The sequence below is a fragment of the Enterobacter cloacae complex sp. P24RS genome (assembly GCF_014982165.1).
GTDB lineage: Bacteria > Pseudomonadota > Gammaproteobacteria > Enterobacterales > Enterobacteriaceae > Enterobacter > Enterobacter quasihormaechei.
Window position 1 is genome coordinate 22,172 of sequence record NZ_JADCKU010000008.1, and the last position, 22,972, is coordinate 45,143.

General features: G+C 58.1%; 22 protein-coding genes. 19 read left to right on the forward strand and 3 right to left on the reverse strand.

Features of this window, described 5'->3' with window-relative positions:
- The first annotated feature begins 114 nt into the window (after positions 1–114).
- The 3 genes from fadI to sixA all read left to right on the forward strand — a co-directional run bounded on the left by fadI (position 115) and on the right by sixA (position 4,267).
- Positions 115–1,425 (forward strand): acetyl-CoA C-acyltransferase FadI, encoded by a 1,311-nt coding sequence (gene fadI, locus INF58_RS10430; protein ID WP_107533441.1) that lies wholly within the window; start codon positions 115–117, stop codon positions 1,423–1,425.
- The gene (gene fadJ, locus INF58_RS10435) at positions 1,425–3,572 is read left to right on the forward strand and encodes a fatty acid oxidation complex subunit alpha FadJ (RefSeq protein WP_193527645.1); all 2,148 of its coding nucleotides are present in this window, start codon (positions 1,425–1,427) and stop codon (positions 3,570–3,572) included. The genes fadI and fadJ overlap by 1 nt, the downstream gene beginning before the upstream one ends.
- A 209-nt stretch (positions 3,573–3,781) precedes the next feature.
- A complete protein-coding gene (sixA, locus tag INF58_RS10440) occupies positions 3,782–4,267 on the forward strand; it encodes a phosphohistidine phosphatase SixA (RefSeq protein ID WP_063868153.1) in 486 nt (161 codons plus the stop codon).
- Between the two features lie 45 nt (positions 4,268–4,312).
- Here sixA and smrB read toward each other — a convergent pair whose 3' ends face one another.
- Positions 4,313–4,864, reverse strand: a complete 552-nt coding sequence (gene smrB, locus INF58_RS10445) for an endonuclease SmrB (protein ID WP_063450427.1) — start codon at positions 4,862–4,864, stop codon at positions 4,313–4,315.
- A 145-nt stretch (positions 4,865–5,009) separates the two neighbouring features.
- On the opposite strand from smrB, the gene prmB reads away from it, so the two are divergent.
- Genes prmB through INF58_RS10475 form a run of 6 tightly spaced genes read left to right on the forward strand, consistent with a single transcriptional unit; the run spans position 5,010 to position 9,558 of the window.
- Positions 5,010–5,942 carry a 50S ribosomal protein L3 N(5)-glutamine methyltransferase gene (gene prmB, locus INF58_RS10450; RefSeq protein WP_063450426.1) on the forward strand — a complete coding sequence of 311 codons (933 nt, stop codon included), beginning with the start codon at positions 5,010–5,012 and terminating at the stop codon, positions 5,940–5,942.
- Between the two features lie 60 nt (positions 5,943–6,002).
- Positions 6,003–7,088: a chorismate synthase gene (gene aroC / locus INF58_RS10455; protein ID WP_063450425.1), complete on the forward strand. Its 1,086-nt coding sequence runs from the start codon at positions 6,003–6,005 to the stop codon at positions 7,086–7,088.
- A 2-nt stretch (positions 7,089–7,090) separates the two neighbouring features.
- On the forward strand, positions 7,091–7,915 hold the full coding sequence (mepA, locus tag INF58_RS10460) for a penicillin-insensitive murein endopeptidase (protein WP_193033403.1): 825 nt from the start codon (positions 7,091–7,093) through the stop codon (positions 7,913–7,915).
- Positions 7,915–8,724 carry a sulfite exporter TauE/SafE family protein gene (locus INF58_RS10465; RefSeq protein ID WP_022648863.1) on the forward strand — a complete coding sequence of 270 codons (810 nt, stop codon included), beginning with the start codon at positions 7,915–7,917 and terminating at the stop codon, positions 8,722–8,724. Before mepA ends, INF58_RS10465 begins: the two co-directional genes overlap by 1 nt.
- Positions 8,724–9,269, forward strand: a complete 546-nt coding sequence (locus tag INF58_RS10470) for an elongation factor P hydroxylase (RefSeq protein WP_063868156.1) — start codon at positions 8,724–8,726, stop codon at positions 9,267–9,269. The genes INF58_RS10465 and INF58_RS10470 overlap by 1 nt, the downstream gene beginning before the upstream one ends.
- 13 nt (positions 9,270–9,282) lie before the next feature.
- Positions 9,283–9,558 (forward strand): YfcL family protein, encoded by a 276-nt coding sequence (locus INF58_RS10475; RefSeq protein WP_028013966.1) that lies wholly within the window; start codon positions 9,283–9,285, stop codon positions 9,556–9,558.
- Positions 9,559–9,623: 65 nt separating this feature from the next.
- Here the strand turns inward: INF58_RS10475 and mnmC are convergent, their stop codons facing one another.
- Complete coding sequence (mnmC, locus tag INF58_RS10480) at positions 9,624–11,621, reverse strand: bifunctional tRNA (5-methylaminomethyl-2-thiouridine)(34)-methyltransferase MnmD/FAD-dependent 5-carboxymethylaminomethyl-2-thiouridine(34) oxidoreductase MnmC (RefSeq protein ID WP_193527646.1); 1,998 nt, start codon at positions 11,619–11,621, stop codon at positions 9,624–9,626.
- Between the two features lie 158 nt (positions 11,622–11,779).
- Here mnmC and fabB point away from each other — a divergent pair, with 158 nt between their 5' ends.
- Positions 11,780–12,997 (forward strand): beta-ketoacyl-ACP synthase I, encoded by a 1,218-nt coding sequence (gene fabB / locus INF58_RS10485; protein WP_022648859.1) that lies wholly within the window; start codon positions 11,780–11,782, stop codon positions 12,995–12,997.
- Positions 12,998–13,064: 67 nt separating this feature from the next.
- Positions 13,065–14,243 carry an MFS transporter gene (locus tag INF58_RS10490; RefSeq protein WP_193527647.1) on the forward strand — a complete coding sequence of 393 codons (1,179 nt, stop codon included), beginning with the start codon at positions 13,065–13,067 and terminating at the stop codon, positions 14,241–14,243.
- Positions 14,244–14,330: 87 nt separating this feature from the next.
- On the opposite strand, the gene flk is transcribed toward INF58_RS10490, so the two are convergent.
- Entirely contained in the window at positions 14,331–15,335 is a 1,005-nt protein-coding gene (gene flk / locus INF58_RS10495) for a flagella biosynthesis regulator Flk (protein ID WP_063868162.1), read from the reverse strand.
- 111 nt (positions 15,336–15,446) lie between these two features.
- Between flk and pdxB the strand changes: the two genes are divergently transcribed.
- The 8 genes from pdxB to cvpA all read left to right on the forward strand — a co-directional run bounded on the left by pdxB (position 15,447) and on the right by cvpA (position 22,960).
- A complete protein-coding gene (gene pdxB / locus INF58_RS10500) occupies positions 15,447–16,583 on the forward strand; it encodes a 4-phosphoerythronate dehydrogenase PdxB (RefSeq protein WP_193527648.1) in 1,137 nt (378 codons plus the stop codon).
- A gap of 64 nt (positions 16,584–16,647) precedes the next feature.
- Positions 16,648–17,661, forward strand: a complete 1,014-nt coding sequence (locus INF58_RS10505; protein ID WP_063450416.1) for an aspartate-semialdehyde dehydrogenase — start codon at positions 16,648–16,650, stop codon at positions 17,659–17,661.
- Entirely contained in the window at positions 17,661–18,473 is an 813-nt protein-coding gene (gene truA / locus INF58_RS10510; protein ID WP_193035573.1) for a tRNA pseudouridine(38-40) synthase TruA, read from the forward strand. Before INF58_RS10505 ends, truA begins: the two co-directional genes overlap by 1 nt.
- A 28-nt stretch (positions 18,474–18,501) precedes the next feature.
- Positions 18,502–19,161 carry a DedA family protein gene (locus INF58_RS10515; RefSeq protein WP_063450414.1) on the forward strand — a complete coding sequence of 220 codons (660 nt, stop codon included), beginning with the start codon at positions 18,502–18,504 and terminating at the stop codon, positions 19,159–19,161.
- Between the two features lie 154 nt (positions 19,162–19,315).
- Positions 19,316–20,221, forward strand: coding sequence for an acetyl-CoA carboxylase, carboxyltransferase subunit beta (gene accD, locus INF58_RS10520; RefSeq protein ID WP_003861408.1), 906 nt, complete (start codon positions 19,316–19,318; stop codon positions 20,219–20,221).
- Positions 20,222–20,291: 70 nt separating this feature from the next.
- Complete coding sequence (gene folC / locus INF58_RS10525) at positions 20,292–21,560, forward strand: bifunctional tetrahydrofolate synthase/dihydrofolate synthase (protein ID WP_193527649.1); 1,269 nt, start codon at positions 20,292–20,294, stop codon at positions 21,558–21,560.
- The gene (gene dedD, locus INF58_RS10530) at positions 21,550–22,245 is read left to right on the forward strand and encodes a cell division protein DedD (protein ID WP_063868170.1); all 696 of its coding nucleotides are present in this window, start codon (positions 21,550–21,552) and stop codon (positions 22,243–22,245) included. The genes folC and dedD overlap by 11 nt, the downstream gene beginning before the upstream one ends.
- A gap of 226 nt (positions 22,246–22,471) precedes the next feature.
- Positions 22,472–22,960 carry a colicin V production protein gene (cvpA, locus tag INF58_RS10535; protein ID WP_063868171.1) on the forward strand — a complete coding sequence of 163 codons (489 nt, stop codon included), beginning with the start codon at positions 22,472–22,474 and terminating at the stop codon, positions 22,958–22,960.
- Positions 22,961–22,972: the final 12 nt, after the last annotated feature.

Below are 22,972 nucleotides of genomic sequence, written 5' to 3' on the forward strand. Positions count from 1 at the left end.
CCTTAGCTCGCAATTTTTCGCTTCCCCGATTGGCTCAATGTAAAAAAATAGTTAACACTATTATCAGGTCAGACCACTTAATGTGCGCGCAAAATTTTTTTACAGGGGAGTGTTATGAGTCAGGCATTACCGCTTATCACCCGACACGGTGACCGCATTGCCATTGTCAGCGGGTTACGTACGCCGTTTGCGCGTCAGGCAACCGCGTTTCACGGTATACCGGCTGTCGATCTGGGAAAAATGGTCGTGGGGGAGATGCTGGCTCGCAGCGAGATCCCGCCAGAGGTTATTGAGCAGCTGGTTTTCGGCCAGGTCGTGCAAATGCCGGAAGCGCCCAATATCGCGCGTGAAATCGTCCTGGGCACCGGCATGAACGTTCACACCGACGCCTACAGCGTCAGCCGCGCCTGCGCCACCAGTTTTCAGGCGGTGGCGAACGTGGCTGAAAGCCTGATGGCGGGAACCATTCGCGCGGGGATCGCCGGAGGCGCGGATTCCTCCTCCGTGCTGCCCATCGGCGTCAGCAAACGGCTGGCCCGCATCCTGGTGGATGCCAATAAAGCCCGGACCACCGGCGCGAAGCTCAAACTCTTCTCGCGTTTACGCCTGCGCGACCTCATGCCCGTGCCCCCTGCAGTTGCGGAATACTCCACCGGCCTGCGAATGGGCGACACTGCCGAGCAGATGGCAAAAACCTACGGTATTACCCGTGAGCAGCAGGACGCGCTGGCGCATCGCTCGCATCAGCTGGCAGCGAAAGCCTGGTCGGAGGGCAAACTGGCCGACGAAGTAATGACCGCCTACGTGCCGCCTTACCGCGAACCGCTTTCAGAAGATAACAACATCCGCGGCACCTCCACGCTGGCGGATTACGCCAAACTGCGCCCGGCGTTTGACCGTAAGCACGGTACGGTCACCGCGGCTAACAGTACGCCTCTGACGGACGGTGCCGCCGCCGTGATCCTGATGACGGAATCCCGGGCGAAAGAGCTGGGCATTACGCCGCTGGGCTATTTGCGCAGCTACGCCTTTACCGCCATCGATGTCTGGCAGGACATGCTGCTCGGACCGGCCTGGTCCACGCCGCTGGCGCTGGATCGCGCAGGGCTGACGCTCTCCGATCTCACGCTGATTGATATGCACGAAGCCTTTGCCGCCCAAACGCTGGCAAACGTGCAGCTTATGGCGAGCGAGCGCTTTGCCCGCGACGTGCTGGGCCGCGCGCATGCCACAGGCGAAGTCGATCAGAGTAAATTCAACGTGCTGGGTGGCTCCATCGCCTACGGTCATCCGTTTGCGGCGACAGGGGCGCGAATGATAACCCAGACGTTGCACGAGCTGCGTCGACGTGGCGGCGGTTTTGGTCTCGTCACCGCCTGTGCGGCGGGCGGCCTGGGTGCAGCAATGGTTCTGGAGGCTGAATAATGGAAACGACATCTGCATTTAACCTGGCCGTTCGCCTCGATAACGTGGCCGTTATTACCATTGATGTGCCCGACGAAAAGATGAATACCCTGAAGGCCGAGTTTGGCGTTCAGGTGCGCGCAATGCTCAGACAGATCCGCGAAAACAAAGCGATACGTGGACTGGTATTTATCTCGGCAAAGCCGGATAACTTCATCGCCGGGGCCGATATCAATATGATTGCCCGCGCTGCAAGCGCTCAGGAGGCAGAAGATCTGGCGCGTCAGGGTCAGCAGGTGATGGCGGAGATCCATGCGCTGTCGATACCCGTTGTCGCCGCGATTCATGGGGCCTGCCTGGGCGGCGGGCTTGAGCTGACGCTGGCCTGCCACAGCCGCATTTGTACCGACGATGCAAAAACCGTACTCGGCCTGCCGGAGGTACAGCTTGGGTTGCTGCCCGGCTCAGGTGGAACGCAGCGCCTGCCGCGTCTGGTGGGCGTCAGCACGGCGCTGGAGATGATCTTAACCGGTAAACAGCTGCGCGCCCGTCAGGCCCTGAAGGCGGGTCTGGTTGATGAGGTCGTTCCGCACGCTATCCTGCTTGACGCTGCCGTTGAACGGGCGCTGAAGGGGCGTCAGGCGAAACGCCCTCTGCCGGTGCGCGAGCGCATCCTTGCCGGGCCGCTGGGACGCGCGCTGCTGTTCAGGATGGTGGATAAAAAAACCGAGCAAAAAACCAGAGGAAACTATCCGGCAACGAAGCGCATTCTGGAGGTGATTGAAACCGGTTTATCGCAGGGCAGCAGCAGCGGCTATGCCGCAGAAGCGAAGGCGTTTGGCGAACTGGCGATGACGCCGCAATCGCAGGCGCTGCGCAGCATTTTCTTTGCCAGCACGGAGGTCAAAAAAGATCCGGGCAGCGAAGCTGAACCGGCTCCGTTGCGCGCCATTGGCGTTCTGGGCGGCGGGCTGATGGGTGGCGGCATCGCGTTTGTCACCGCCAGCAAAGGCAAATTGCCCGTACGTATTAAAGATATCAACCCTAAGGGCATCAACCACGCGTTGCAGTACAGCTGGCAGAATCTCGATCGCAAAGTGAAACGCCGCCATATTAAGGCCAGCGAGCGCGATAAAACCCTCGCGACGATCACGGGCACCACCGACTACAGCGGGTTCGCACACCGCGATCTGGTGATTGAAGCCGTGTTCGAAGATCTGGCCCTTAAGCAACAGATGGTGGCGGACGTTGAGCAGCATTGCGCGCCGCACACCATTTTTGCTTCAAACACCTCCTCTTTGCCGATTGGCGACATCGCGGCGAAAGCCGCGCGCCCGGAGCAGGTGATAGGGCTGCACTTTTTTAGCCCGGTCGAAAAAATGCCGCTGGTGGAGGTGATCCCGCATGCCACAACCAGCCCGCAAACTATTGCCACCGTGGTGAAGCTGGCGAAAAAACAGGGCAAAACCCCCGTTGTGGTCGCGGACAAAGCGGGCTTCTACGTCAACCGTATTCTGGCGCCGTACATTAACGAAGCAATGCGGCTGCTGACGGAAGGGGAGAAAATTGAGCACGTCGATGATGCCCTGGTGAAGTTTGGTTTCCCCGTTGGCCCAATCCAGCTTTTGGATGAGGTAGGGATTGATACGGGGACTAAAATTATCCCTGTGCTGGAAGCAACTTATGGCGATCGTTTTGCGCCGCCTGCAAACTTTGTTTCTGCAATTTTGAAGGACGATCGCAAAGGCAGAAAAAATGAACGCGGTTTCTATCTTTACGCCGCGAAAGGGCGTAAAAGCAAGAAACAGGTCGACCCTTCGGTTTATGCGCTTATTCCCGTCACGGGTCAGGGAAAACTGTCGGCAGTTCAGTGCGCTGAGCGCTGCGTAATGATGATGCTCAATGAAGCGGCGCGTTGCTTTGGCGAGCAGGTGATCAAAAGCGCGCGCGACGGCGACATCGGCGCCGTGTTTGGCATCGGTTTCCCGCCATTCCTTGGCGGCCCGTTCCGGTACATGGATACCCTCGGGGCGGGTGAAGTGGTTGCGATCCTGCAACGTCTGGCCTCGCAATACGGTCCACGGTTTACACCTTGTGACGAATTATTGCAGATGGCGGAACGGGGCCAGACATTCTGGCCCGCAAGGGAAACTGATTGCGTAAACTGAAGTCAAAGAAGGGTAAATCCTGAGGTAATGGAACCTGTTCTGGCGAAATTGTAAACAGAGATTGACTATACTTACGCCATTGAGGTAAAAAACAGCGTTTCATTCACCGAATGGATCAGGCACAATGCCCGGCCATCGGGTTTTCTACCTCAGAGCATTAATCGCGGGTAGTTAACGCCGGTGATTCTGGTTAACAAAAGCGGTGCAATATGCAAGTTTTTATCATGCGTCACGGCGACGCGGCACTTGATGCCGCCAGTGACTCAGTACGTCCTTTAACCGTCTGTGGCTGCGACGAATCCCGTCAGATGGCAACATGGCTTAAAGGTCAAAAAGTGGACATTGAACGCGTTCTGGTGAGTCCGTTCCTGCGGGCAGAGCAGACGCTGGATGTGGTAGGGGAGTGTATGAACCTGCCGGCCAGCGTGGACGTTCTTCCTGAACTCACGCCGTGCGGCGATGTTGGCCTTGTCAGCGCTTACCTTCAGGCGCTGTGCAATGAAGGTGTTGCTTCCGCACTGGTCATTTCCCACCTGCCGCTGGTCGGCTATCTGGTATCTGAGCTGTGCCCGGGCGAAACGCCACCAATGTTCACAACGTCCGCCATTGCCAACGTCACCCTCGACGAAACCGGCAAAGGGGTCTTCAACTGGCAAATGAGTCCGTGCAACCTGAAGATGGCAAAAGCCATCTGACGTGACGTGCGATATGGCGGGGGCATAGCGCTTCCCGCCATCCTGTCAGGGCAACTCTGGCGGCTGCCACTCCTCAACTTCAATCAACACCAGCAATGCGGCATCTCCGCCGTACTCTTTTGGTGCCTGATGAAAAGCCATCACGTGTGGATGCTGAGCCAGCCACAGCGGCGTCTGTTGTTTGAGAATATGTTTGCCGTGACCGTGCATCACGCAGGCGCAAAAAACATGCTCGCGTCGGCACGCCGCGATCAACGCCCCCAGCTCCTGCTTCGCCTGCATCTGCGTCAGCCCGTGCAGATCGAGAAACAGCTCCGGCGAATAATCGCCCCGGCGCAGCTTCTTCAGCTCAAAATGGCTGACGTCCTCGCGCACGTACTTCACGGCCCCCTGCGTATTGAGCAGCGGCTGGAATTCATCTGAAAAATAGTGGCTGTTATCGGCCTGCTCCTGGAGCAGACGTTTGACCGGAACCTCGCTGATTTTCTTACGCTGCGGGCGATGGACAATGGTGTCCTGCGTGATTTTACGCGTCCCGGTCATCAGCTGACGGAAGAGAGCCTGATCCTCCTCGCTGAGCGGTGTTTTCTTTTTCATTCGTCATTCTCATCTCGTATTTCCGATAGTGTACCCGACTAAACGCATTTTTTAACCTCAAGCGGTACGCGTCATTGCTGATTTATCCCCGTCTTCATGGCAAACTAGCCGCCGAAAATTATGCGAGCATGCCCTGGAGGAAAGAGTGGATAAAATTTTTGTCGATGAAGCAGTAAACGAGCTGCATACCATACAGGACATGTTGCGCTGGTCGGTTAGCCGCTTCAGCGCCGCCAATATCTGGTACGGTCACGGCACCGATAACCCGTGGGATGAGGCCGTCCAGCTGGTGCTGCCGTCACTCTATCTGCCGCTGGATATTCCGGAAGACATGCGTACCGCGCGCCTGACCTCCAGCGAAAAACACCGCATCGTTGAGCGCGTGATCCGCCGCGTGAACGAGCGCATTCCGGTGGCTTACCTGACCAACAAAGCCTGGTTCTGCGGCCACGAGTTCTACGTTGACGAGCGTGTGCTGGTGCCGCGCTCGCCGATTGGTGAGCTGATCAATAACCACTTTGACGGCCTGATCGCGCACCAGCCGCAGCACATTCTCGATATGTGCACCGGCAGCGGCTGCATCGCCATTGCCTGCGCCTACGCTTTCCCTGAAGCGGAAGTGGACGCCGTCGATATCTCCACCGACGCGCTGGCCGTTACCGAACACAACATTGAAGAGCACGGCCTGATCCATCACGTCACGCCTATCCGCTCTGACCTGTTCCGCGACCTGCCGACGCTGCAATACGACCTGATCGTTACCAATCCGCCGTACGTGGATGCAGAAGACATGTCCGATCTGCCGAACGAGTACCGTCACGAGCCGGAGCTGGGCCTGGCGTCAGGCTCTGACGGCCTGAAGCTGACCCGCCGCATCCTGGCGTGTGCGCCGGATTATCTGACCGACGACGGCGTTCTGATTTGTGAAGTGGGCAACAGCATGGTACATCTGATAGAGCAGTACCCGGATGTGCCGTTCACCTGGCTTGAGTTCGACAACGGTGGTGACGGCGTCTTTATGCTGACCAAAGCGCAGCTGCTTGACGCGCGCGAATACTTCAGCATTTACAAAGATTAATCCAACGGGCTTCGGCCCGTTTCACAACGCTCAAACACAAACAACAACATCGGAGCCGTGATGGCAGGAAACAGTATTGGACAGGTATTCCGTGTGACCACCTTTGGCGAGTCGCACGGTCTGGCACTGGGTTGTATCGTTGATGGCGTCCCGCCAGGCATCGAACTGACCGAAGCCGATTTGCAGCATGACCTCGATCGTCGTCGTCCGGGTACCTCTCGCTACACCACGCAGCGTCGCGAGCCGGACCAGGTCAAAATTCTCTCCGGCGTATTTGAGGGCCGTACCACCGGCACCAGCATCGGACTGCTGATTGAAAACACCGATCAGCGCTCTCAGGACTACGGCGCAATCAAAGACGTTTTCCGTCCTGGCCATGCCGATTACACCTATGAGCAAAAATATGGCTTCCGCGACTATCGCGGCGGCGGCCGGTCTTCCGCACGTGAAACCGCGATGCGCGTGGCGGCAGGGGCGATTGCCAAAAAATATCTCCAGCAGAAATTCGGCATCGTTATCCGCGGCTGTCTGACCCAGATGGGCGACATTCCGCTGGCAATCAAAGACTGGGATCAGGTCGAGCTTAACCCGTTCTTCTGCGCCGATGCCGACAAGCTGGACGCGCTGGACGAACTGATGCGCGGCCTGAAAAAAGAGGGTGACTCTATTGGCGCGAAAGTCACCGTGGTAGCCGACGGCGTGCCGGCTGGCTGGGGCGAGCCGGTATTTGACCGCCTCGACGCCGACATCGCCCACGCGCTGATGAGCATTAACGCGGTGAAAGGCGTCGAAATCGGCGACGGTTTTGACGTGGTTCAGCTTCGCGGCAGCCAGAACCGTGATGAAATTACGAAAGACGGCTTCCAGAGCAACCATGCGGGCGGCATTCTGGGCGGTATCAGCAGCGGTCAGCAGATTACGGCCAATATCGCGTTGAAGCCAACGTCCAGTATTACCGTACCGGGCCACACGATTAACCGCGCTGGCGAAGACGTTGAGATGATCACCAAAGGGCGACACGATCCGTGCGTGGGGATCCGCGCGGTGCCGATCGCAGAAGCGATGCTGGCGATCGTGCTGATGGATCACTTCCTGCGTCAGCGCGCGCAGAATGCTGATGTGTCGACCACCATTCCACGCTGGTAACTATGAAAAAAACCGCAATCGCTCTGCTGGCGCTGCTTGCCAGTGGAGCCAGTCTGGCCGCCACGCCGTGGCAGAAAATCACCCACCCGGTGGCGGGTAGTGCGCAGTCTATCGGCGCGTTTTCCAACGGCTGTATCGTCGGCGCGCAGGAACTTCCGCTGCAATCGAATACCTATCAGGTGATGCGCACCGACCAGCGCCGTTATTTCGGCCATCCTGACCTGGTGCTGTTTATTCAGCGTCTTGGCAACCAGGTACATAACCTGGGGCTGGGCACGATGCTGATTGGCGATATGGGGATGCCTGCCGGTGGCCGCTTTAACGGCGGACACGCCAGCCACCAGACCGGACTGGATGTGGATATTTTCCTGCAACTGCCGAAAACGCGCTGGAGTTCAGCGCAGCTGCTGAAGCCGCAGGCGCTGGATCTGGTGTCGGCCGATGGCAAACGGGTCGTCGCTTCGCGCTGGTCACCGGAAATTTCCAGCATGATCAAGCTGGCGGCAGAAGATAATGACGTCACGCGGATCTTTGTTAACCCGGCCATCAAGCAGCAGCTCTGTCTGGATGCGGGAACGGATCGCGACTGGCTGCGCAAAGTGCGCCCGTGGTTCCAGCACCGGGCACATATGCATGTTCGTCTGCGCTGCCCGGCGAACAGCCTGGAATGTGAAGATCAGCCGCTCCCGCCGCCTGGCGATGGTTGCGGTTACGAACTGCAAAGCTGGTTTGAACCGGCCAAGCCTGGAACCTCTAAGCCTGAGAAGAAGACACCGCCTCCGTTGCCGCCTTCCTGCCAGGCGCTACTGGATGAGCATGTACTTTAATGGATAATTTCGTCGATCTGTTCATGGTGTCACCGCTGCTGCTGGCGGTGCTCTTTTTTGTTGCGATGTTAGCCGGATTTATCGATGCCCTTGCGGGCGGTGGCGGCTTGCTCACCGTTCCGGCGCTGCTGGCGGCAGGCATGAGTCCTGCCCAGGCGCTCGCCACCAACAAACTCCAGGCGTGCGGCGGCTCTCTTTCCTCTTCGCTCTATTTTGTTCGCCGCAAGGTGGTGAATCTCGCCGATCAGAAGCTCAATATCCTGATGACGTTTATTGGCTCGACGGCGGGTGCCTTGCTGGTACAGCACGTGCAGTCCGACATTCTGCGCCAGATCCTGCCGATTCTGGTTATCTGCATCGGCCTGTATTTCCTGCTGATGCCTAAACTCGGCGAGGAAGACCGGGCGCGGCGGCTGCACGGCCTGCCGTTTGCGCTGATTGCCGGTGGCTGCGTCGGCTTTTACGACGGCTTCTTTGGCCCGGGGGCAGGCTCGTTTTACGCGCTGGCGTTCGTGACGCTGGCCGGCTTTAACCTCGCCAAATCCACCGCCCACGCCAAAGTCCTCAACGCGACCTCCAACGTTGGCGGCCTGCTGCTGTTTATCATTGGCGGCAAGGTTATCTGGGCAACCGGGTTTGTGATGATGGCAGGGCAGTTTTTGGGCGCGCGCGCAGGCTCGCGTCTGGTATTAAGCAAAGGGCAAAAGCTAATCCGCCCGATGATTGTTGTCGTCTCGGCGGTGATGAGCGCCAAACTTCTTTATGACAGCCATGGACAGGAGATCCTCACCTGGTTGGGGATGAACTAATGAACAGTACGCATAAATACGAACAGCTGATTGAGATCTTCGATAGCTGTTTTGCTGATGATTTTAATACCCGTCTGATTAAAGGCGACGACGAACCGATCTATCTTCCTGCTGATGACGAGGTTCCGTATAACCGCATCGTCTTTGCCCACGGCTTTTACGCCAGCGGTTTGCACGAGATTTCGCACTGGTGCATCGCGGGGAAAGCGCGTCGCGAGCTGGTGGACTTCGGTTACTGGTACTGCCCGGACGGGCGCGACGCCGCCACCCAGGGGCGGTTCGAAGATGTGGAGGTGAAACCGCAGGCGCTGGAGTGGCTGTTCTGCGTGGCGGCGGGTTTCCCGTTCAACGTGAGCTGTGACAACCTTGAAGGCGACTTCGAGCCAGACCGTATCGTCTTCCAGCGCCGCGTGCATGCGCAGGTGATGGAGTATCTTGAGAAGGGCATCCCGGAACGTCCGGCGCGTCTGATCGAGGCCTTACAGAATTATTACCACACGCCGGAGATCACGGCGGAATGCTTCCCGTGGCCGGAAGATTTATAACAGAGGAAAGAAGATGATCGCAGAATTTGAATCACGCATTCTGGCGTTAATTGATGACATGGTGGAACACGCCAGTGATGATGAGCTGTTCGCCAGCGGTTATCTGCGTGGTCACCTGACGCTGGCGGTAGCCGAGCTGGAAGCAGGTGACGATCACTCTGCCGACGCCGTTCACGCTGAAGTCACGCGCAGCCTGGAAAAAGCCATTCTGGCCGGGGAGCTCTCTCCGCGCGACCAGTCTTTAGTGCTGGGCATGTGGGACAATTTATTCCAGCAGGCTAAACGCTAAGCCGCCGCCTTCTCTTCCCTCTCCCCTTTGGGGAGAGGGTCAGGGTGAGGGGATTCGACCGCACCCTACTTAACCATTTTCCCCTTCAGCAGTTTCCTTACCCACAACCGGTTCGGATTCAGCCCCGCGAGCGTAACCCTGTCCAGCGGAACCGGCTCATCGCTCATTTGCGCAGCCAGCACCTCTGCCAGCAGCGGCGCGGAGCATAATCCCCGCGAGCCTAAACCACCCAGCATAAACAGTTCAGGATAAACCGGCGCACTCACCGCCGTTTCTTTGTTGTCTGCCAGATCCTGATAGAGTTCAAGCGTGGCTTCATAGTCCGGCACGTTTCCCGCCATCGGCAGGTGATCGCGGGTCGCGCAGCGTACGCCGCAGCGCGCTTCGCCCTCGCTGACGTCAACCTCTTTCGCCCACGACGCATCCAGGAAACAGTCGATCAGGCGCTGGCGGTTTTGCTGCTGATCTGCTTCGCTGTACTGCATGTTCGTTTCACCGCGATGGTAGCTTGCGCCGATGCAGTGATGGCCGTTGGACGGATTTTGCGGCGTCAGGTAGCCGTCGTAACACAGCACCTGGCGCAGCTTGCTCAGCGCGGGCGCGGCAGGAATATGGCTCACCTGGCCGCCGACAGGATAAACCGGCAGCGTCTTGGTCTGGGTAAACTGATTGATGTTATGCCCGTTGGCCAGCACCACGCTTGCATGCTTCGCCTCGTTGCCGTCAGCAAAACGCAGCGTCCAGTGCGCTGTGCGGCTAAGCGATTCAACCCTGTGGGCATAATGTACCGTCAAGCCGCGCGACTGCCCAAGAGCAATCGCCGCAGAAGTCAGTTCAGCCGGGCACAGCCAGCCGCCACGTGGATACTGAATCCCGCCGCAGCTGGTGTCGACGCCCGCGGTCTCAGAAACCTGCTGCGCCGTCACGGCATAGGCGATGGCCTCCGGCAGACCCAGCGACAGCATTTGTGTAATTTTCTGCTGGCTCTTCTCGTCCCAGCCGAGCTGCGTCACGCCGCACCAGTCGTGGTCAAACGCAACCGGCAGGCTATCGTAGAGACGACGAGCAAACGTAAACGCCGCCGGGAAGAACTGGAACAGCGCCGGATCGTGTGAACTTAACAAAGGATAAAGTGCGCCCTGGCGGTTGCCTGAAGCACCCGTCGCCGGCGCCTCGTCAGCGCAATAGAGCGTCACCTGCCAGCCCCGGTGCAGCAGCGCCAGCGAGAGCAGGGCGCTGGCAATACCGCCGCCCACAATGGCGACCTCACGCGACGCACTGGGGCGGCGAGCAAACCAGGGGGCCTGTGCCGGGATCGCCAGATCCTGCTCCATCACCCCGACCAGCATGTCGCGTTTACGGCCAAAGCCTTTGGTTTTCCGCATGGTAAACCCCGCCTCCTGCAACCCACGGCGAACAAAGCCCGCCGAGGTAAAGGTGGCAAGCGTCGCGCCGGGACGTGCCAGCCGCGCCATGGCATTGAACAGATGCTGGCTCCACATGTCCGGGTTTTTGGCGGGCGCAAAACCGTCCAGGAACCAGGCGTCAACCTTCTGATTCATCGAGTCGTCGAGCTTATCGGTCAGGTCGTTAATGTCGCCCAGCCACAGGTCGAGCGTGACCCGCCCATCGTCCAGAATCAGACGATGACAGCCACCGATGTGAGGCGGCCACTGTGCCTGAAGCTGTTCCGCCCAGCGGGCAAGTTCCGGCCAGTGCTGATGGGCAAGCCGCAGATCGTGCGCGGTAAGCGGAAATTTTTCGAAACTGATGAAATGTAATCTTTGTAGGGTAGCCTCGGGGTGTGCAGCGCGAAAACAATCGAATGCCTGCCAGAGAGTCAGAAAATTCAGCCCGGTTCCGAAACCGCTCTCCGCCACAACGAACAGACTGCGCGGATGCTCAGGGAAGCGGGTGCCGAGATGATTTCCGTCGAGGAAAACATAGCGCGTCTCTTCCAGTCCGTTATCATTAGAAAAGTAGACGTCATCAAAATCTCGGGAAACAGGTGTACCCTCAGCGTTGAATTCGAGGTTGGCAGGTTGTATGGCGTTTTGTTTCACGTAAGTTACTCGTCCGACAGGCAGTGGCACGATCTTAACGATGTGAGCCTGTCGGTGCAAATTTCCACAGAAAATCGCTGATCGGACTTGTTCGGCGTACAAGTGTACGCTATTGTGCGACTCGAAACTTTTTATAGTGCGACTTACAGAGGTATTGAATGAAACGTGCAGTGATTACTGGCCTGGGCATCGTTTCCAGCATCGGTAATAACCAGCAGGAAGTCCTGGCATCTCTGCGTGAAGGACGCTCCGGGATCACTTTCTCTGAAGAGTTTAAAGATTCTGGAATGCGTAGCCACGTATGGGGTAACGTTAAACTGGATACCACCGGTTTAATTGACCGTAAAGTGGTTCGTTTCATGAACGATGCCTCTATCTATGCCTATCTTTCCATGCAGGAAGCGATCAAGGATTCTGGTCTGAGCGAAGACGCCTACCAGAACAACCCACGCGTTGGCCTGATTGCCGGTTCCGGCGGTTCCTCTAAGGCGCAGGTGTTCGGTGCTGACGCCATGCGTAGCCCGCGCGGCCTGAAAGCGGTCGGTCCATACGTTGTGACCAAAGCGATGGGTTCTGCGGTATCCGCGTGCCTGGCAACGCCGTTCAAAATCCACGGCGTGAACTACTCCATCAGCTCCGCGTGTGCGACCTCCGCGCACTGTATCGGTAATGCGGTTGAGCAGATCCAGCTCGGCAAACAGGACATTGTCTTTGCTGGCGGCGGCGAAGAGCTGGGCTGGGAAATGGCCTGCGAGTTCGACGCGATGGGCGCACTGTCCACCAAATACAACGAAACGCCAGACAAAGCATCCCGTACCTATGACGCACACCGCGACGGTTTTGTTATCGCGGGCGGCGGCGGCATGGTCGTGGTTGAAGAGCTGGAACACGCGCTGGCGCGTGGCGCGCACATCTACGCTGAGATCGTGGGCTACGGCGCAACGTCTGACGGCGCTGACATGGTTGCTCCATCCGGCGAAGGCGCGGTGCGCTGTATGAAGATGGCGATGCACGGCGTTGATACCCCAATCGACTACCTGAACTCCCACGGTACCTCTACTCCGGTAGGCGACGTGAAAGAGCTGGGTGCCATCCGCGAAGTGTTCGGCGACAACAGCCCGGCTATCTCTGCCACCAAAGCCATGACCGGTCACTCTCTGGGTGCGGCGGGCGTGCAGGAAGCGATCTACTCTCTGCTGATGCTGGAAAACGGCTTTATCGCCCCGAGCATCAACATCGACGAGATGGACGAGCAGGCGGCTGGCCTGAACATCGTGACCGAAACTACCGAACGTGAGCTGACGACCGTTATGTCCAACAGCTTCGGCTTCGGCGGCACCAACGCCACGCTGGTGATGCGCAAGCTGAAAGCGTAAGCGTTTGAAGGTATAGTAGAAGGGAGCCGCGCGGCTCCCTTTTTTATGCCTGAACACGGAGTTATGCATGAAGGCTGTTACCCCTGAGAAGAACGCTCCTTCCGGGAACCTTTCCCTTTTCCGCATCGCCTTTGCGGTGTTTCTGACCTATATGACCGTTGGCCTTCCGCTGCCGGTGATCCCCTTGTTCGTTCACCATGAGCTGGGCTATGGCAACACCATGGTCGGCATTGCGGTGGGCATTCAGTTTTTAGCGACGGTGTTAACCCGGGGCTACGCCGGGCGTCTGGCGGACCAGCACGGCGCAAAACGCTCGGCATTGCAGGGCATGTTTGCCTGTGGGCTGGCGGGAAGCGCCTGGCTGCTGGCGGCGCTGTTGCCGATAGATGCAGCGTATAAATTCGCGCTGCTGGTAGTGGGGCGCCTGATCCTCGGTTTTGGCGAAAGCCAGCTGTTGACCGGCACCCTGACCTGGGGAATGGGGCTGGTGGGGCCTGCGCGTTCCGGTAAAGTGATGTCCTGGAACGGGATGGCGATTTACGGCGCGCTGGCGGCAGGCGCGCCGCTGGGTTTGCTGATCCACAGCCAGTTTGGTTTTGCGGCGCTGGCAGCAACCACCATGGTATTACCGCTGCTGGCGTGGGCGTTTAACGGTTCGGTACGCAAGGTGCCCGCCCATAAAGGCGAACGTCCTTCGCTGTGGAGCGTGGTGGGGCAAATCTGGCAGCCAGGGCTGGGGCTGGCGCTTCAGGGAGTAGGCTTCGCGGTGATTGGCACCTTCGTCTCTCTCTATTTTATGAGCCGCGGCTGGGCGATGGCGGGCTTTACGCTGACGGCCTTTGGTGGCGCGTTTGTATTGATGCGCGTGCTGTTTGGCTGGATGCCGGATCGCTTTGGCGGCGTGAAGGTGGCCGTGGCGTCACTGGTTATTGAGACGGTAGGTCTGGTGCTGCTCTGGCAGGCTCCGTCCGCTTACGTTGCGCTGCTGGGTGCGGCGTTAACCGGCTGCGGCTGTTCGCTGATCTTCCCGGCGCTGGGCGTTGAGGTGGTGAAGCGCGTCGCACCGCAGGTGCGCGGCACGGCGCTGGGCGGCTATGCGGCGTTTCAGGATATTTCCTACGGGATAACCGGACCGCTGGCGGGCGTGCTGGCGACGTCGTTTGGCTATCCTTCCGTATTTCTCGCCGGTGCGGTTTCTGCGGTGGTGGGGATCGTGGTGACGCTGGTGGCGTTTCGGAAGCGGTAATATGTTGCCGGGTGGCGGCTGCGCCTTACCCGGCCTACGGTTCGAGCCGTTGTAGGCCCGGTAAGCGGAGCGCCACCGGGCAAAACCTCAGACAACCAGCCAGAAAAGCGCCAGCGCAATCATCAGCGCGATAAACATCAATCCCGGACGGGCAGAGAGCGTTTTAAACGTGTCGACAACCGGGGCAAACAGCGGGCTGTAGATGGGCTGAACGTTACGCACTTCCGGCACGCCGCCTTCCCGCTCGGCGCGGCGAATAAAGATTTGATTCAGTAAATCCTGTACCTGCGCGGTGGTCAGCACCGTTTGCGGCGTGGCCTGCCAGGCCTGCTGAGCATATTCCCGAACAGCTTCAAACTCTTGCCGCTCAAGCGGCTGCTTAAGCGACGCCTGCACCGTATGCAGCGTCGGGGCGGTCTGGGCGCTGAGCGTCTGACGCGCCTGGAGCCAGGTGACCAGATGGGTAAACTGTTTTGCCGGGATCAGCTCGCCCGCTTTCACGCCGGAAAGTTCCAGCATGGATTGCCAGATGAGCTTTGTCGGTTCGCCGGTGGCGGCAGCCAGCTTTGTGACCATCTGCTTGAGCGTATTATGCTCCGCTGGCTGCAATGGCCGTTCTGTCGACGGGCGCTGTTGTGGCTGCGGGATCGAAAGCTGGTTGCTTTGCAGCAGGGTCAGCACGGTTTTCAGCTGGTCCGGCGAAAGCTGGCTCAGGGCGGTATGCCCGTACTGTTGACGGATAAAATCACTCACCGCCTGACGATTATTCCCCTGGCCCAACAGCTCGGTCAGCTGCGAGACAATCTGGCGGGTGGTATGTTGCTGCTGTGCGCTGGTAAGACGCTGGTTCAGGTTTTGTTCAGCGGCAGGGAAATGGCGCGACTGGAGCGGCGCATCGTTTCTGACGCCCAAATCGTGCTTAACGCCGGCCCATACCTCTGCGTTTTGCTGCGAGGTCAACGCAATTAGGCGCGTGATCAGACGCTCCAGCACGGTGCGCTGTTGCGTGGAGAGCGGCTGTTCGCCTGGCGTGTTGGGCGCTACGGGGCCTTCACCCGGAGGGCGCGGAGGCGTACCTGAAATGGGCTGCATCGTCAAAAATCCTTAAAGTCAAACTCTGCGTAACCGGGCGGAGATATATGCCCGGCGGCGAGATTATGGCACACTTGGCAGGTTTACTTCCTCTCAAACAGGTACTCAGACGTGAAAATCCTCGTTGATGAAAATATGCCTTACGCCCGTGAGCTATTCAGCCGCCTGGGCGAGGTTAAGGCTGTCCCTGGTCGCCCGATTCCGGTCAGCGAACTGGACGATGCAGACGCCCTGATGGTGCGCTCGGTGACCAAAGTAAATGAGGCACTGCTCACCGGCAAAGGGATCAAATTTGTCGGGACGGCAACGGCCGGGACCGATCATGTGGATGACCAGTGGCTTAAGCAGGCGGGGATTGGTTTTTCAGCGGCGCCAGGCTGTAACGCCATTGCCGTCGTGGAATATGTTTTTTCCGCATTATTGATGCTGGCCGAGCGCGATGGGTTTGCGCTGAAAGACCGCACCGTAGGTATTGTGGGCGTGGGCAACGTCGGCGGACGTCTGCAAAAGCGTCTGGAAGCCTGGGGCATTCGCACCTTGCTGTGCGATCCGCCGCGCAAGGATAACGGCGATGAAGGCGATTTCCGCACGCTGGACGAGCTGGTCGACGAGTGCGACGTCATCACCTTCCACACGCCGCTTTTCAAAGAGGGGCCGTACCGGTCTCTGCACCTGGCCGACGAGACGCTAATTCGCCGTCTGAAGGCTGGCACTATTCTGATAAATGCCTGCCGCGGTCCGGTGGTGGATAACGCGGCGCTGCTGAAATGTCTCGACGAGGGACAAGATCTGAGCGTTGTGCTGGACGTCTGGGAGCCCGAGCCGGATCTTAATGTCGCATTGCTGAATAAGGTGGACGTGGGGACCGCGCATATTGCGGGTTATACCCTCGAAGGCAAGGCGCGCGGTACGACTCAGGTATTTGAGGCCTACAGCGCCTTTATCGGCCATCCGCAGCAGGTGGCGCTGGATACACTGCTTCCCGCGCCGGAATTTGGCCGCATTACCCTTCATGGCCCGCTGGATGAGGCAACGCTAAAAAGACTGGTGCATTTGGTGTATGATGTGCGCCGCGATGACGCGCTGCTGCGTAAAGTGGCGGGTATTCCGGGTGAGTTTGACAAGCTGCGCAAAAATTACCTTGAGCGCCGCGAGTGGTCCTCCCTGTATGTGATGTGCGATGACGCCTCCGCGGCGGCGCTGCTGCATCAGCTGGGATTTAACGCCGTTCACCACCCGGCACGTTAATGTCTTTCTGCTCCCTGTTGGAAACGCCGACAGGGACGCGTTTTTATTTCTGGAGTAAACCACCATGTCTGAAGGCTGGAACATTGCCATTTTGGGCGCCACTGGCGCCGTGGGCGAAGCCCTGCTTGAAACCCTTGCTGAGCGCCAGTTCCCGGTGGGCGAAATTTACGCGCTGGCGCGTACCGACAGCGCGGGTGAACATCTGCGTTTCGGCGGAAAATCCGTGATGGTGCAGGATGCCGCCGCATTTGACTGGACCCAGGCTCAGCTGGCGTTTTTTGCCGCAGGTGCAGAGGCGACGGCGTCTTACATTGAAGAGGCGACCAATTCAGGCTGTCTGGTGATCGACCTGAGCGGCCTGTTCTCCCTTGAGCCGGATGTGCCGCTGGTGGTGCCGGACGTTAACCCGTTTGTGCTGGCTGATTACCGCAACCGCAACATCATTGCGGTACCAAACAGCCTCACCAGCCAGCTGCTGACCGCGCTGAAGCCGCTGATCGACGACGGTGGCCTGTCGCGCATTACCGTGACCAGCCTGCTGTCGGCTTCGGCTAATGGCAAAAAAGCCGTAGACGCGCTGGCAGGGCAGAGCGCGAAGCTGCTGAACGGGATCCCGATCGACGAAGATGATTTCTTTGGCCGCCAGCTGGCGTTCAACATGCTGCCGCTGCTGCCGGATCGTGAAGGTTCGGTGCGGGAAGAGCGTCGTATCGTCGATGAAGCGCGCAAAATTTTGCAGGATGACGGGCTGATGATCTCCGCGAACGTCGTACAGTCTCCGGTCTTTTACGGCCATGCGCAGATGGTCGGCTTTGAAGCCCTGCGTCCATTGGCGGCTGAAGAAGCGCGCGACGCGTTTGGCCGCGGTGAGGACATTGTCCTTTCCGAAGAGAGCGAATTCCCGACGCAGGTGGGCGATGCCACCGGCAGCGCGCATCTCTCCGTGGCCTGCGTACGTAACGATTACGGTATGCCGGAGCAGGTGCAGTTCTGGTCCGTTGCCGACAACGTGCGTTTTGGCGGCGCGCTGATGGCGGTCAAAATCGCGGAAAAACTGGTGCAGGAGTATCTGTACTGATGTCAGACGTGGAGCAAAAGCCGGTCCACAGAATTGCCCTCGGCATTGAGTACGATGGCAGTAAATACTATGGCTGGCAGCGTCAGAATGAGGTGCGCAGCGTCCAGGAGAAGCTGGAAAAAGCGCTCTCTCAGGTAGCGAACGAACCGATCAGCGTCTTCTGTGCGGGCCGCACCGATGCCGGGGTTCACGGCACGGGGCAGGTGGTGCACTTTGAAACCACTGCGGTACGTAAAGATGCGGCCTGGACGCTGGGTGTAAATGCGAATTTACCTGGTGACATTGCCGTGCGTTGGGTGAAAGCTGTGCCGGATGATTTTCACGCGCGCTTCAGCGCGACGGCGCGGCGCTACCGTTATGTCATCTACAACCAGCGTCTGCGCCCGGCCGTGTTAAGCCAGGGCGTAACGCATTTTTATGAACCGCTGGATGCAGAACGCATGCATCGCGCGGCGCAGTGCCTGATTGGAGAAAATGATTTTACGTCGTTTCGTGCGGTGCAGTGTCAGTCCCGTACGCCGTGGCGTAACGTCATGCACATTAACGTCAGTCGTTATGGCGCGTATGTGGTGGTGGATATCAAAGCCAATGCCTTTGTACATCATATGGTGCGGAATATCGTGGGCAGCCTGATGGAAGTGGGCGCCGGACACCAGCCGGAGAGCTGGATTGCAGAACTGCTGGCAGCGAAGGACAGAACGCTTGCGGCAGCAACGGCGAAAGCGGAAGGGCTGTATCTGGTTTCGGTGGATTATCCGGACCGGTTCGACCTGCCAAAACCGCCAATGGGCCCGCTGTTTTTAGCGGACTAAACAAAGGTGCAATTAAGGCTTAGACAATATGGACGTAATACGTTTTCTGATTGATTTCATCCTGCACATTGATGTTCACCTGGCGGAGCTGGTCGCGCAGTACGGCGTCTGGGTATACGCCATTCTGTTCCTCATTCTGTTCTGTGAAACCGGCCTTGTGGTTACGCCGTTCCTGCCGGGAGATTCGCTGCTGTTCGTGGCCGGTGCGTTATCTGCACTGCCAACCAATGACCTGAACGTCCATCTGATGGTCGTCCTGATGATCGTCGCGGCGATTGTTGGCGATGCGGTCAACTACACCATCGGGCGAGTGTTTGGCGAGCGGTTGTTTAGTAATCCGGACTCGAAGATTTTCCGCCGCAGTTATTTAGACAAGACCCATGCGTTCTATGAACGTCATGGCGGAAAAACCATTATCCTTGCCCGTTTTGTGCCTATTGTGCGCACATTTGCACCGTTTGTGGCGGGAATGGGACACATGTCCTATCGTCATTTTGCGATGTACAACGTGGTGGGCGCACTGCTTTGGGTGTTGCTCTTTACCTATGCGGGCTACCTGTTTGGCGATCTGCCTGTGGTTCAGGAAAACCTTAAGTTACTGATTGTAGCGATTATTGTGCTTTCCGTTCTGCCGGGTGTTATCGAAATCATTCGTCACAAACGCGCGGCAGCAAAACAAGCGAAGTAAATGCACGCTGGCGGTTCGACCACTTTTTTATCCAAAGTTTCGGGCTGTTATGTTTTAATGTGCAACATTCATGGTCTGTTGGAGGCAAAAATGGCATTATTCGCCTCTTACAGCAAAACTGGCATACGACCAGGTTCAGGCAGAAAGGTTATCAATGAGCTGGATTGAACGAATTAAAAGCAACATTACCCCGACGCGTAAAGCGAGCATTCCTGAAGGGGTATGGACGAAGTGTGATAGCTGCGGCCAGGTTCTGTATCGTGCAGAGCTGGAACGCAATCTTGAGGTGTGTCCGAAGTGTGACCACCACATGCGTATGTCGGCGCGCAACCGCCTGCATAGCCTGCTGGACGAAGGTTCTCTGGTAGAACTGGGCAGCGAACTGGAGCCAAAAGATGTGCTCAAGTTCCGCGACTCCAAAAAATACAAAGATCGTCTGGCCTCTGCACAGAAAGAGACCGGCGAGAAAGACGCGCTGATCGTCATGAAGGGCACCCTGCATGAGATGCCGGTGGTTGCCGCTGCGTTTGAGTTCTCCTTTATGGGCGGCTCAATGGGCTCCGTGGTCGGCGCGCGTTTCGTGCGTGCCGTTGAGCAGGCGCTGGAAGACAACTGCCCGCTGATCTGCTTCTCCGCCTCCGGTGGTGCGCGTATGCAGGAAGCGCTGATGTCCCTGATGCAGATGGCGAAAACCTCCGCTGCGCTGGCGAAAATGCAGGAACGCGGTCTGCCGTATATCTCGGTACTGACCGACCCAACCATGGGTGGCGTCTCTGCGAGCTTCGCAATGCTGGGCGATCTGAACATCGCCGAGCCAAAAGCGCTGATCGGCTTTGCCGGTCCTCGCGTTATCGAACAGACCGTACGTGAGAAACTGCCGCCGGGCTTCCAGCGCAGTGAGTTCCTCATTGAGAAAGGCGCTATCGATATGATCGTCCGCCGTCCGGAAATGCGCCTCAAGCTGGCCAGCATTCTGGCGAAGCTGATGAATCTGCCAGCGCCTAACCCGGACGAGCCGCGCGAAGGCGTGGTCGTACCGGATCAGGAACCCGAGGCCTGATAACTGAAAAGGGCAGGGCCGAATGGCGCTGCCCTTTTGCTTTCTAAACCGTTAATGACAACCGGGCATCATGGAAAATAAAAGCATTCCTCAAGCCACGTCGCCCCTGGCCGCGTGGCTTTCTTATCTGGAAAACCTGCACAGTAAAACCATCGACATGGGCCTTGAGCGCGTAAGCCAGGTTGCCGCGCGTCTCGACGTGCTGAAACCCGCGCCGTTCGTGTTTACCGTCGCCGGCACTAACGGGAAAGGCACCACCTGCCGCACGCTGGAATCTGTCCTGATGGCTGCCGGCTATAAGGTCGGCGTTTACAGCTCTCCGCATCTGGTGCGCTATACCGAGCGCGTGCGGGTGCAAAACGCCGAGCTGGCGGAATCTGCCCACACGGCATCGTTTGCCGCTATCGAAGCGGCGCGCGGCGAAACTTCACTGACCTATTTCGAATATGGCACCCTGTCGGCGCTGTGGCTGTTTAAGCAGGCGCAACTGGACGTGGTGATCCTGGAAGTCGGGCTGGGTGGGCGACTGGACGCGACAAACATGGTGGATGCGGATGTCGCGGTCGTGACCAGCATCGCGTTGGATCACACCGACTGGCTGGGGCCAGACCGCGAAAGCATTGGCCGCGAGAAGGCCGGTATTTTCCGTACGAATAAGCCCGCCGTGGTCGGCGAGCCGGACATGCCGCACACCATTGCCGACGTGGCGAAAGAGAAGGGCGCGCGGCTGCTGCGTCGTGGCGTGGACTGGCAGTATGAGATTCAGGGCCACGGCTGGCGCTATAGCGATGCGCAGGGCGTGCTGGAGAATCTGCCGCTGCCGCAGGTGCCACAGCCTAACGCAGCGACCGCGCTGGCTGCACTGCGCGCCAGCGGGTTAACGGTGAGCGAGCAGGCGATCCGCGACGGTATTCAGAACGCGCTACTGCCGGGGCGTTTCCAGATTGTGAGCGAGTCACCGCGTCTGATTCTGGACGTGGCGCATAACCCGCACGCGGCGGCGTACCTCGCAGGACGTCTCAAATCGTTACCAAAAACCGGGCGCGTGCTGGCGGTTATCGGTATGCTTCATGATAAAGATATCGGCGGCACGCTGGCCTGCATGGAGAGTGTGGTCGATAGCTGGTATTGTGCTCCTCTGGAGGGGCCGCGTGGCGCGACTGCTGAGCAATTAATGGAACATCTCGGCAAAGGCGAAATCTACGACAGCGTGGTTTCGGCCTGGCGCGCCGCGATGGCGGAAGCTAAACCAGAAGATACCGTGCTGGTGTGTGGGTCATTCCACACGGTGGCACATGTCATGGAAGTGATGGAGGCGGGGAGAACCGGTGGCGAGTAAGTTTCAGAACCGTTTAACAGGAACCATTGTGCTGGTCGCGCTCGGGGTGATTATTCTCCCGGGGCTGCTCGACGGGCAGAAAAAGCATTACCAGGATGAATTTGCGGCTATTCCGCTGGTGCCAAAACCGGGCGACCGCGACGAGCCCGACATGCTGCCCGCGGCAACGCAGGCGCTACCTGCCCAGCCGCCTGAAGGCGCAGCGGAAGAGGTGCGTGCAGGCGATGCAGCCGCGCCGTCTCTTGACCCGTCGCGTCTGGCCGCAAATAACAATGTTGAAATCGATCCCGTACCGGTAGAGCAACCTAAACCGGTTGAAAAACCGAAGCCGGTAGAGAAAACGCAGCCTAAACCGCAGCGTGACAAAGCGGCCGAGCAGCTGGCTGCGGCAACGGAAACGCCGCCACCGGCCAGACAGGCCCAGCAGGAGGCTGCCCCGACGGGCAAAGCCTATGTCGTTCAGCTGGGTGCGTTGAAAAACGCTGATAAGGTCAATGAGATCGTGAGTAAACTGCGCGGCGCGGGATACCGTGTTTACACTTCACCCACCACGCCGGTGCAGGGTAAAATTACCCGTATCCTCGTGGGGCCGGATGCGTCTAAAGATAAGCTCAAAGGTTCGCTTGGCGAGCTGAAGCAGATCTCCGGCCTGAGCGGCGTGGTGATGAACTACAGCGCAAACTGATAAGATCTACCCCTCACCCCGGCCCTTTCCCCAGAGGGGAGAAGGTTAGGGTGAGGGTGAGGGGAATGGCAGACGTCCAAAGAGACGTAATAAGCCAACGGCGTTGAGCATTTTTTCAGCGCCTTTTTTATTTACGCATGGGAAGGAAATCCCTACGCAAACGTTTTCTTTTTCTGTTAGAATTCGCCCCGAACTGGATGACAGGGCGTTAAATCGTGGGACACATATGGTCTGGATTGATTACGCCATCATTGCGGTGATTGGTTTTTCCTGTCTGGTTAGCCTGATCCGTGGCTTTGTTCGTGAAGCGTTATCGCTGGTAACCTGGGGTTGTGCTTTCTTTGTTGCCAGTCATTACTACACTTACCTGTCTGTCTGGTTCACGGGCTTTGAAGATGAACTGGTCCGAAACGGAATCGCTATCGCGCTGCTGTTTATCGCGACGCTGATTGTCGGCGCTATCGTCAACTATGTGATAGGCCAGCTGGTCGAGAAAACCGGTCTGTCAGGGACAGACAGGGTGCTCGGCATCTGTTTCGGTGCGTTGCGAGGCGTGCTGATTGTGGCCGCGATCCTGTTCTTCCTGGATACCTTTACCGGGTTCTCCAAAAGTGAAGACTGGCAGAAATCGCAGCTCATTCCGGAGTTCAGCTTCATCATCAGATGGTTCTTTGACTATCTGCAAAGCTCGTCGAGTTTCTTGCCCAGGGCATAAACCCTGAGATGT

Coding starts and splice junctions, on each gene's coding strand:
- truA (WP_193035573.1), top strand. CDS start 17,661: ATGTCAGACGTGGAGCAAAAGCCGGTCCACAGAATTGCCCTCGGCATT.
- INF58_RS10515 (WP_063450414.1), top strand. CDS start 18,502: ATGGACGTAATACGTTTTCTGATTGATTTCATCCTGCACATTGATGTT.
- mepA (WP_193033403.1), top strand. CDS start 7,091: ATGAAAAAAACCGCAATCGCTCTGCTGGCGCTGCTTGCCAGTGGAGCC.
- cvpA (WP_063868171.1), top strand. CDS start 22,472: ATGGTCTGGATTGATTACGCCATCATTGCGGTGATTGGTTTTTCCTGT.
- folC (WP_193527649.1), top strand. CDS start 20,292: ATGGAAAATAAAAGCATTCCTCAAGCCACGTCGCCCCTGGCCGCGTGG.
- INF58_RS10475 (WP_028013966.1), top strand. CDS start 9,283: ATGATCGCAGAATTTGAATCACGCATTCTGGCGTTAATTGATGACATG.
- INF58_RS10490 (WP_193527647.1), top strand. CDS start 13,065: ATGAAGGCTGTTACCCCTGAGAAGAACGCTCCTTCCGGGAACCTTTCC.
- smrB (WP_063450427.1), bottom strand. CDS start 4,864: ATGAAAAAGAAAACACCGCTCAGCGAGGAGGATCAGGCTCTCTTCCGT.
- accD (WP_003861408.1), top strand. CDS start 19,316: ATGAGCTGGATTGAACGAATTAAAAGCAACATTACCCCGACGCGTAAA.
- fadI (WP_107533441.1), top strand. CDS start 115: ATGAGTCAGGCATTACCGCTTATCACCCGACACGGTGACCGCATTGCC.
- aroC (WP_063450425.1), top strand. CDS start 6,003: ATGGCAGGAAACAGTATTGGACAGGTATTCCGTGTGACCACCTTTGGC.
- fadJ (WP_193527645.1), top strand. CDS start 1,425: ATGGAAACGACATCTGCATTTAACCTGGCCGTTCGCCTCGATAACGTG.
- INF58_RS10470 (WP_063868156.1), top strand. CDS start 8,724: ATGAACAGTACGCATAAATACGAACAGCTGATTGAGATCTTCGATAGC.
- fabB (WP_022648859.1), top strand. CDS start 11,780: ATGAAACGTGCAGTGATTACTGGCCTGGGCATCGTTTCCAGCATCGGT.
- INF58_RS10505 (WP_063450416.1), top strand. CDS start 16,648: ATGTCTGAAGGCTGGAACATTGCCATTTTGGGCGCCACTGGCGCCGTG.
- sixA (WP_063868153.1), top strand. CDS start 3,782: ATGCAAGTTTTTATCATGCGTCACGGCGACGCGGCACTTGATGCCGCC.
- flk (WP_063868162.1), bottom strand. CDS start 15,335: ATGCAGCCCATTTCAGGTACGCCTCCGCGCCCTCCGGGTGAAGGCCCC.
- INF58_RS10465 (WP_022648863.1), top strand. CDS start 7,915: ATGGATAATTTCGTCGATCTGTTCATGGTGTCACCGCTGCTGCTGGCG.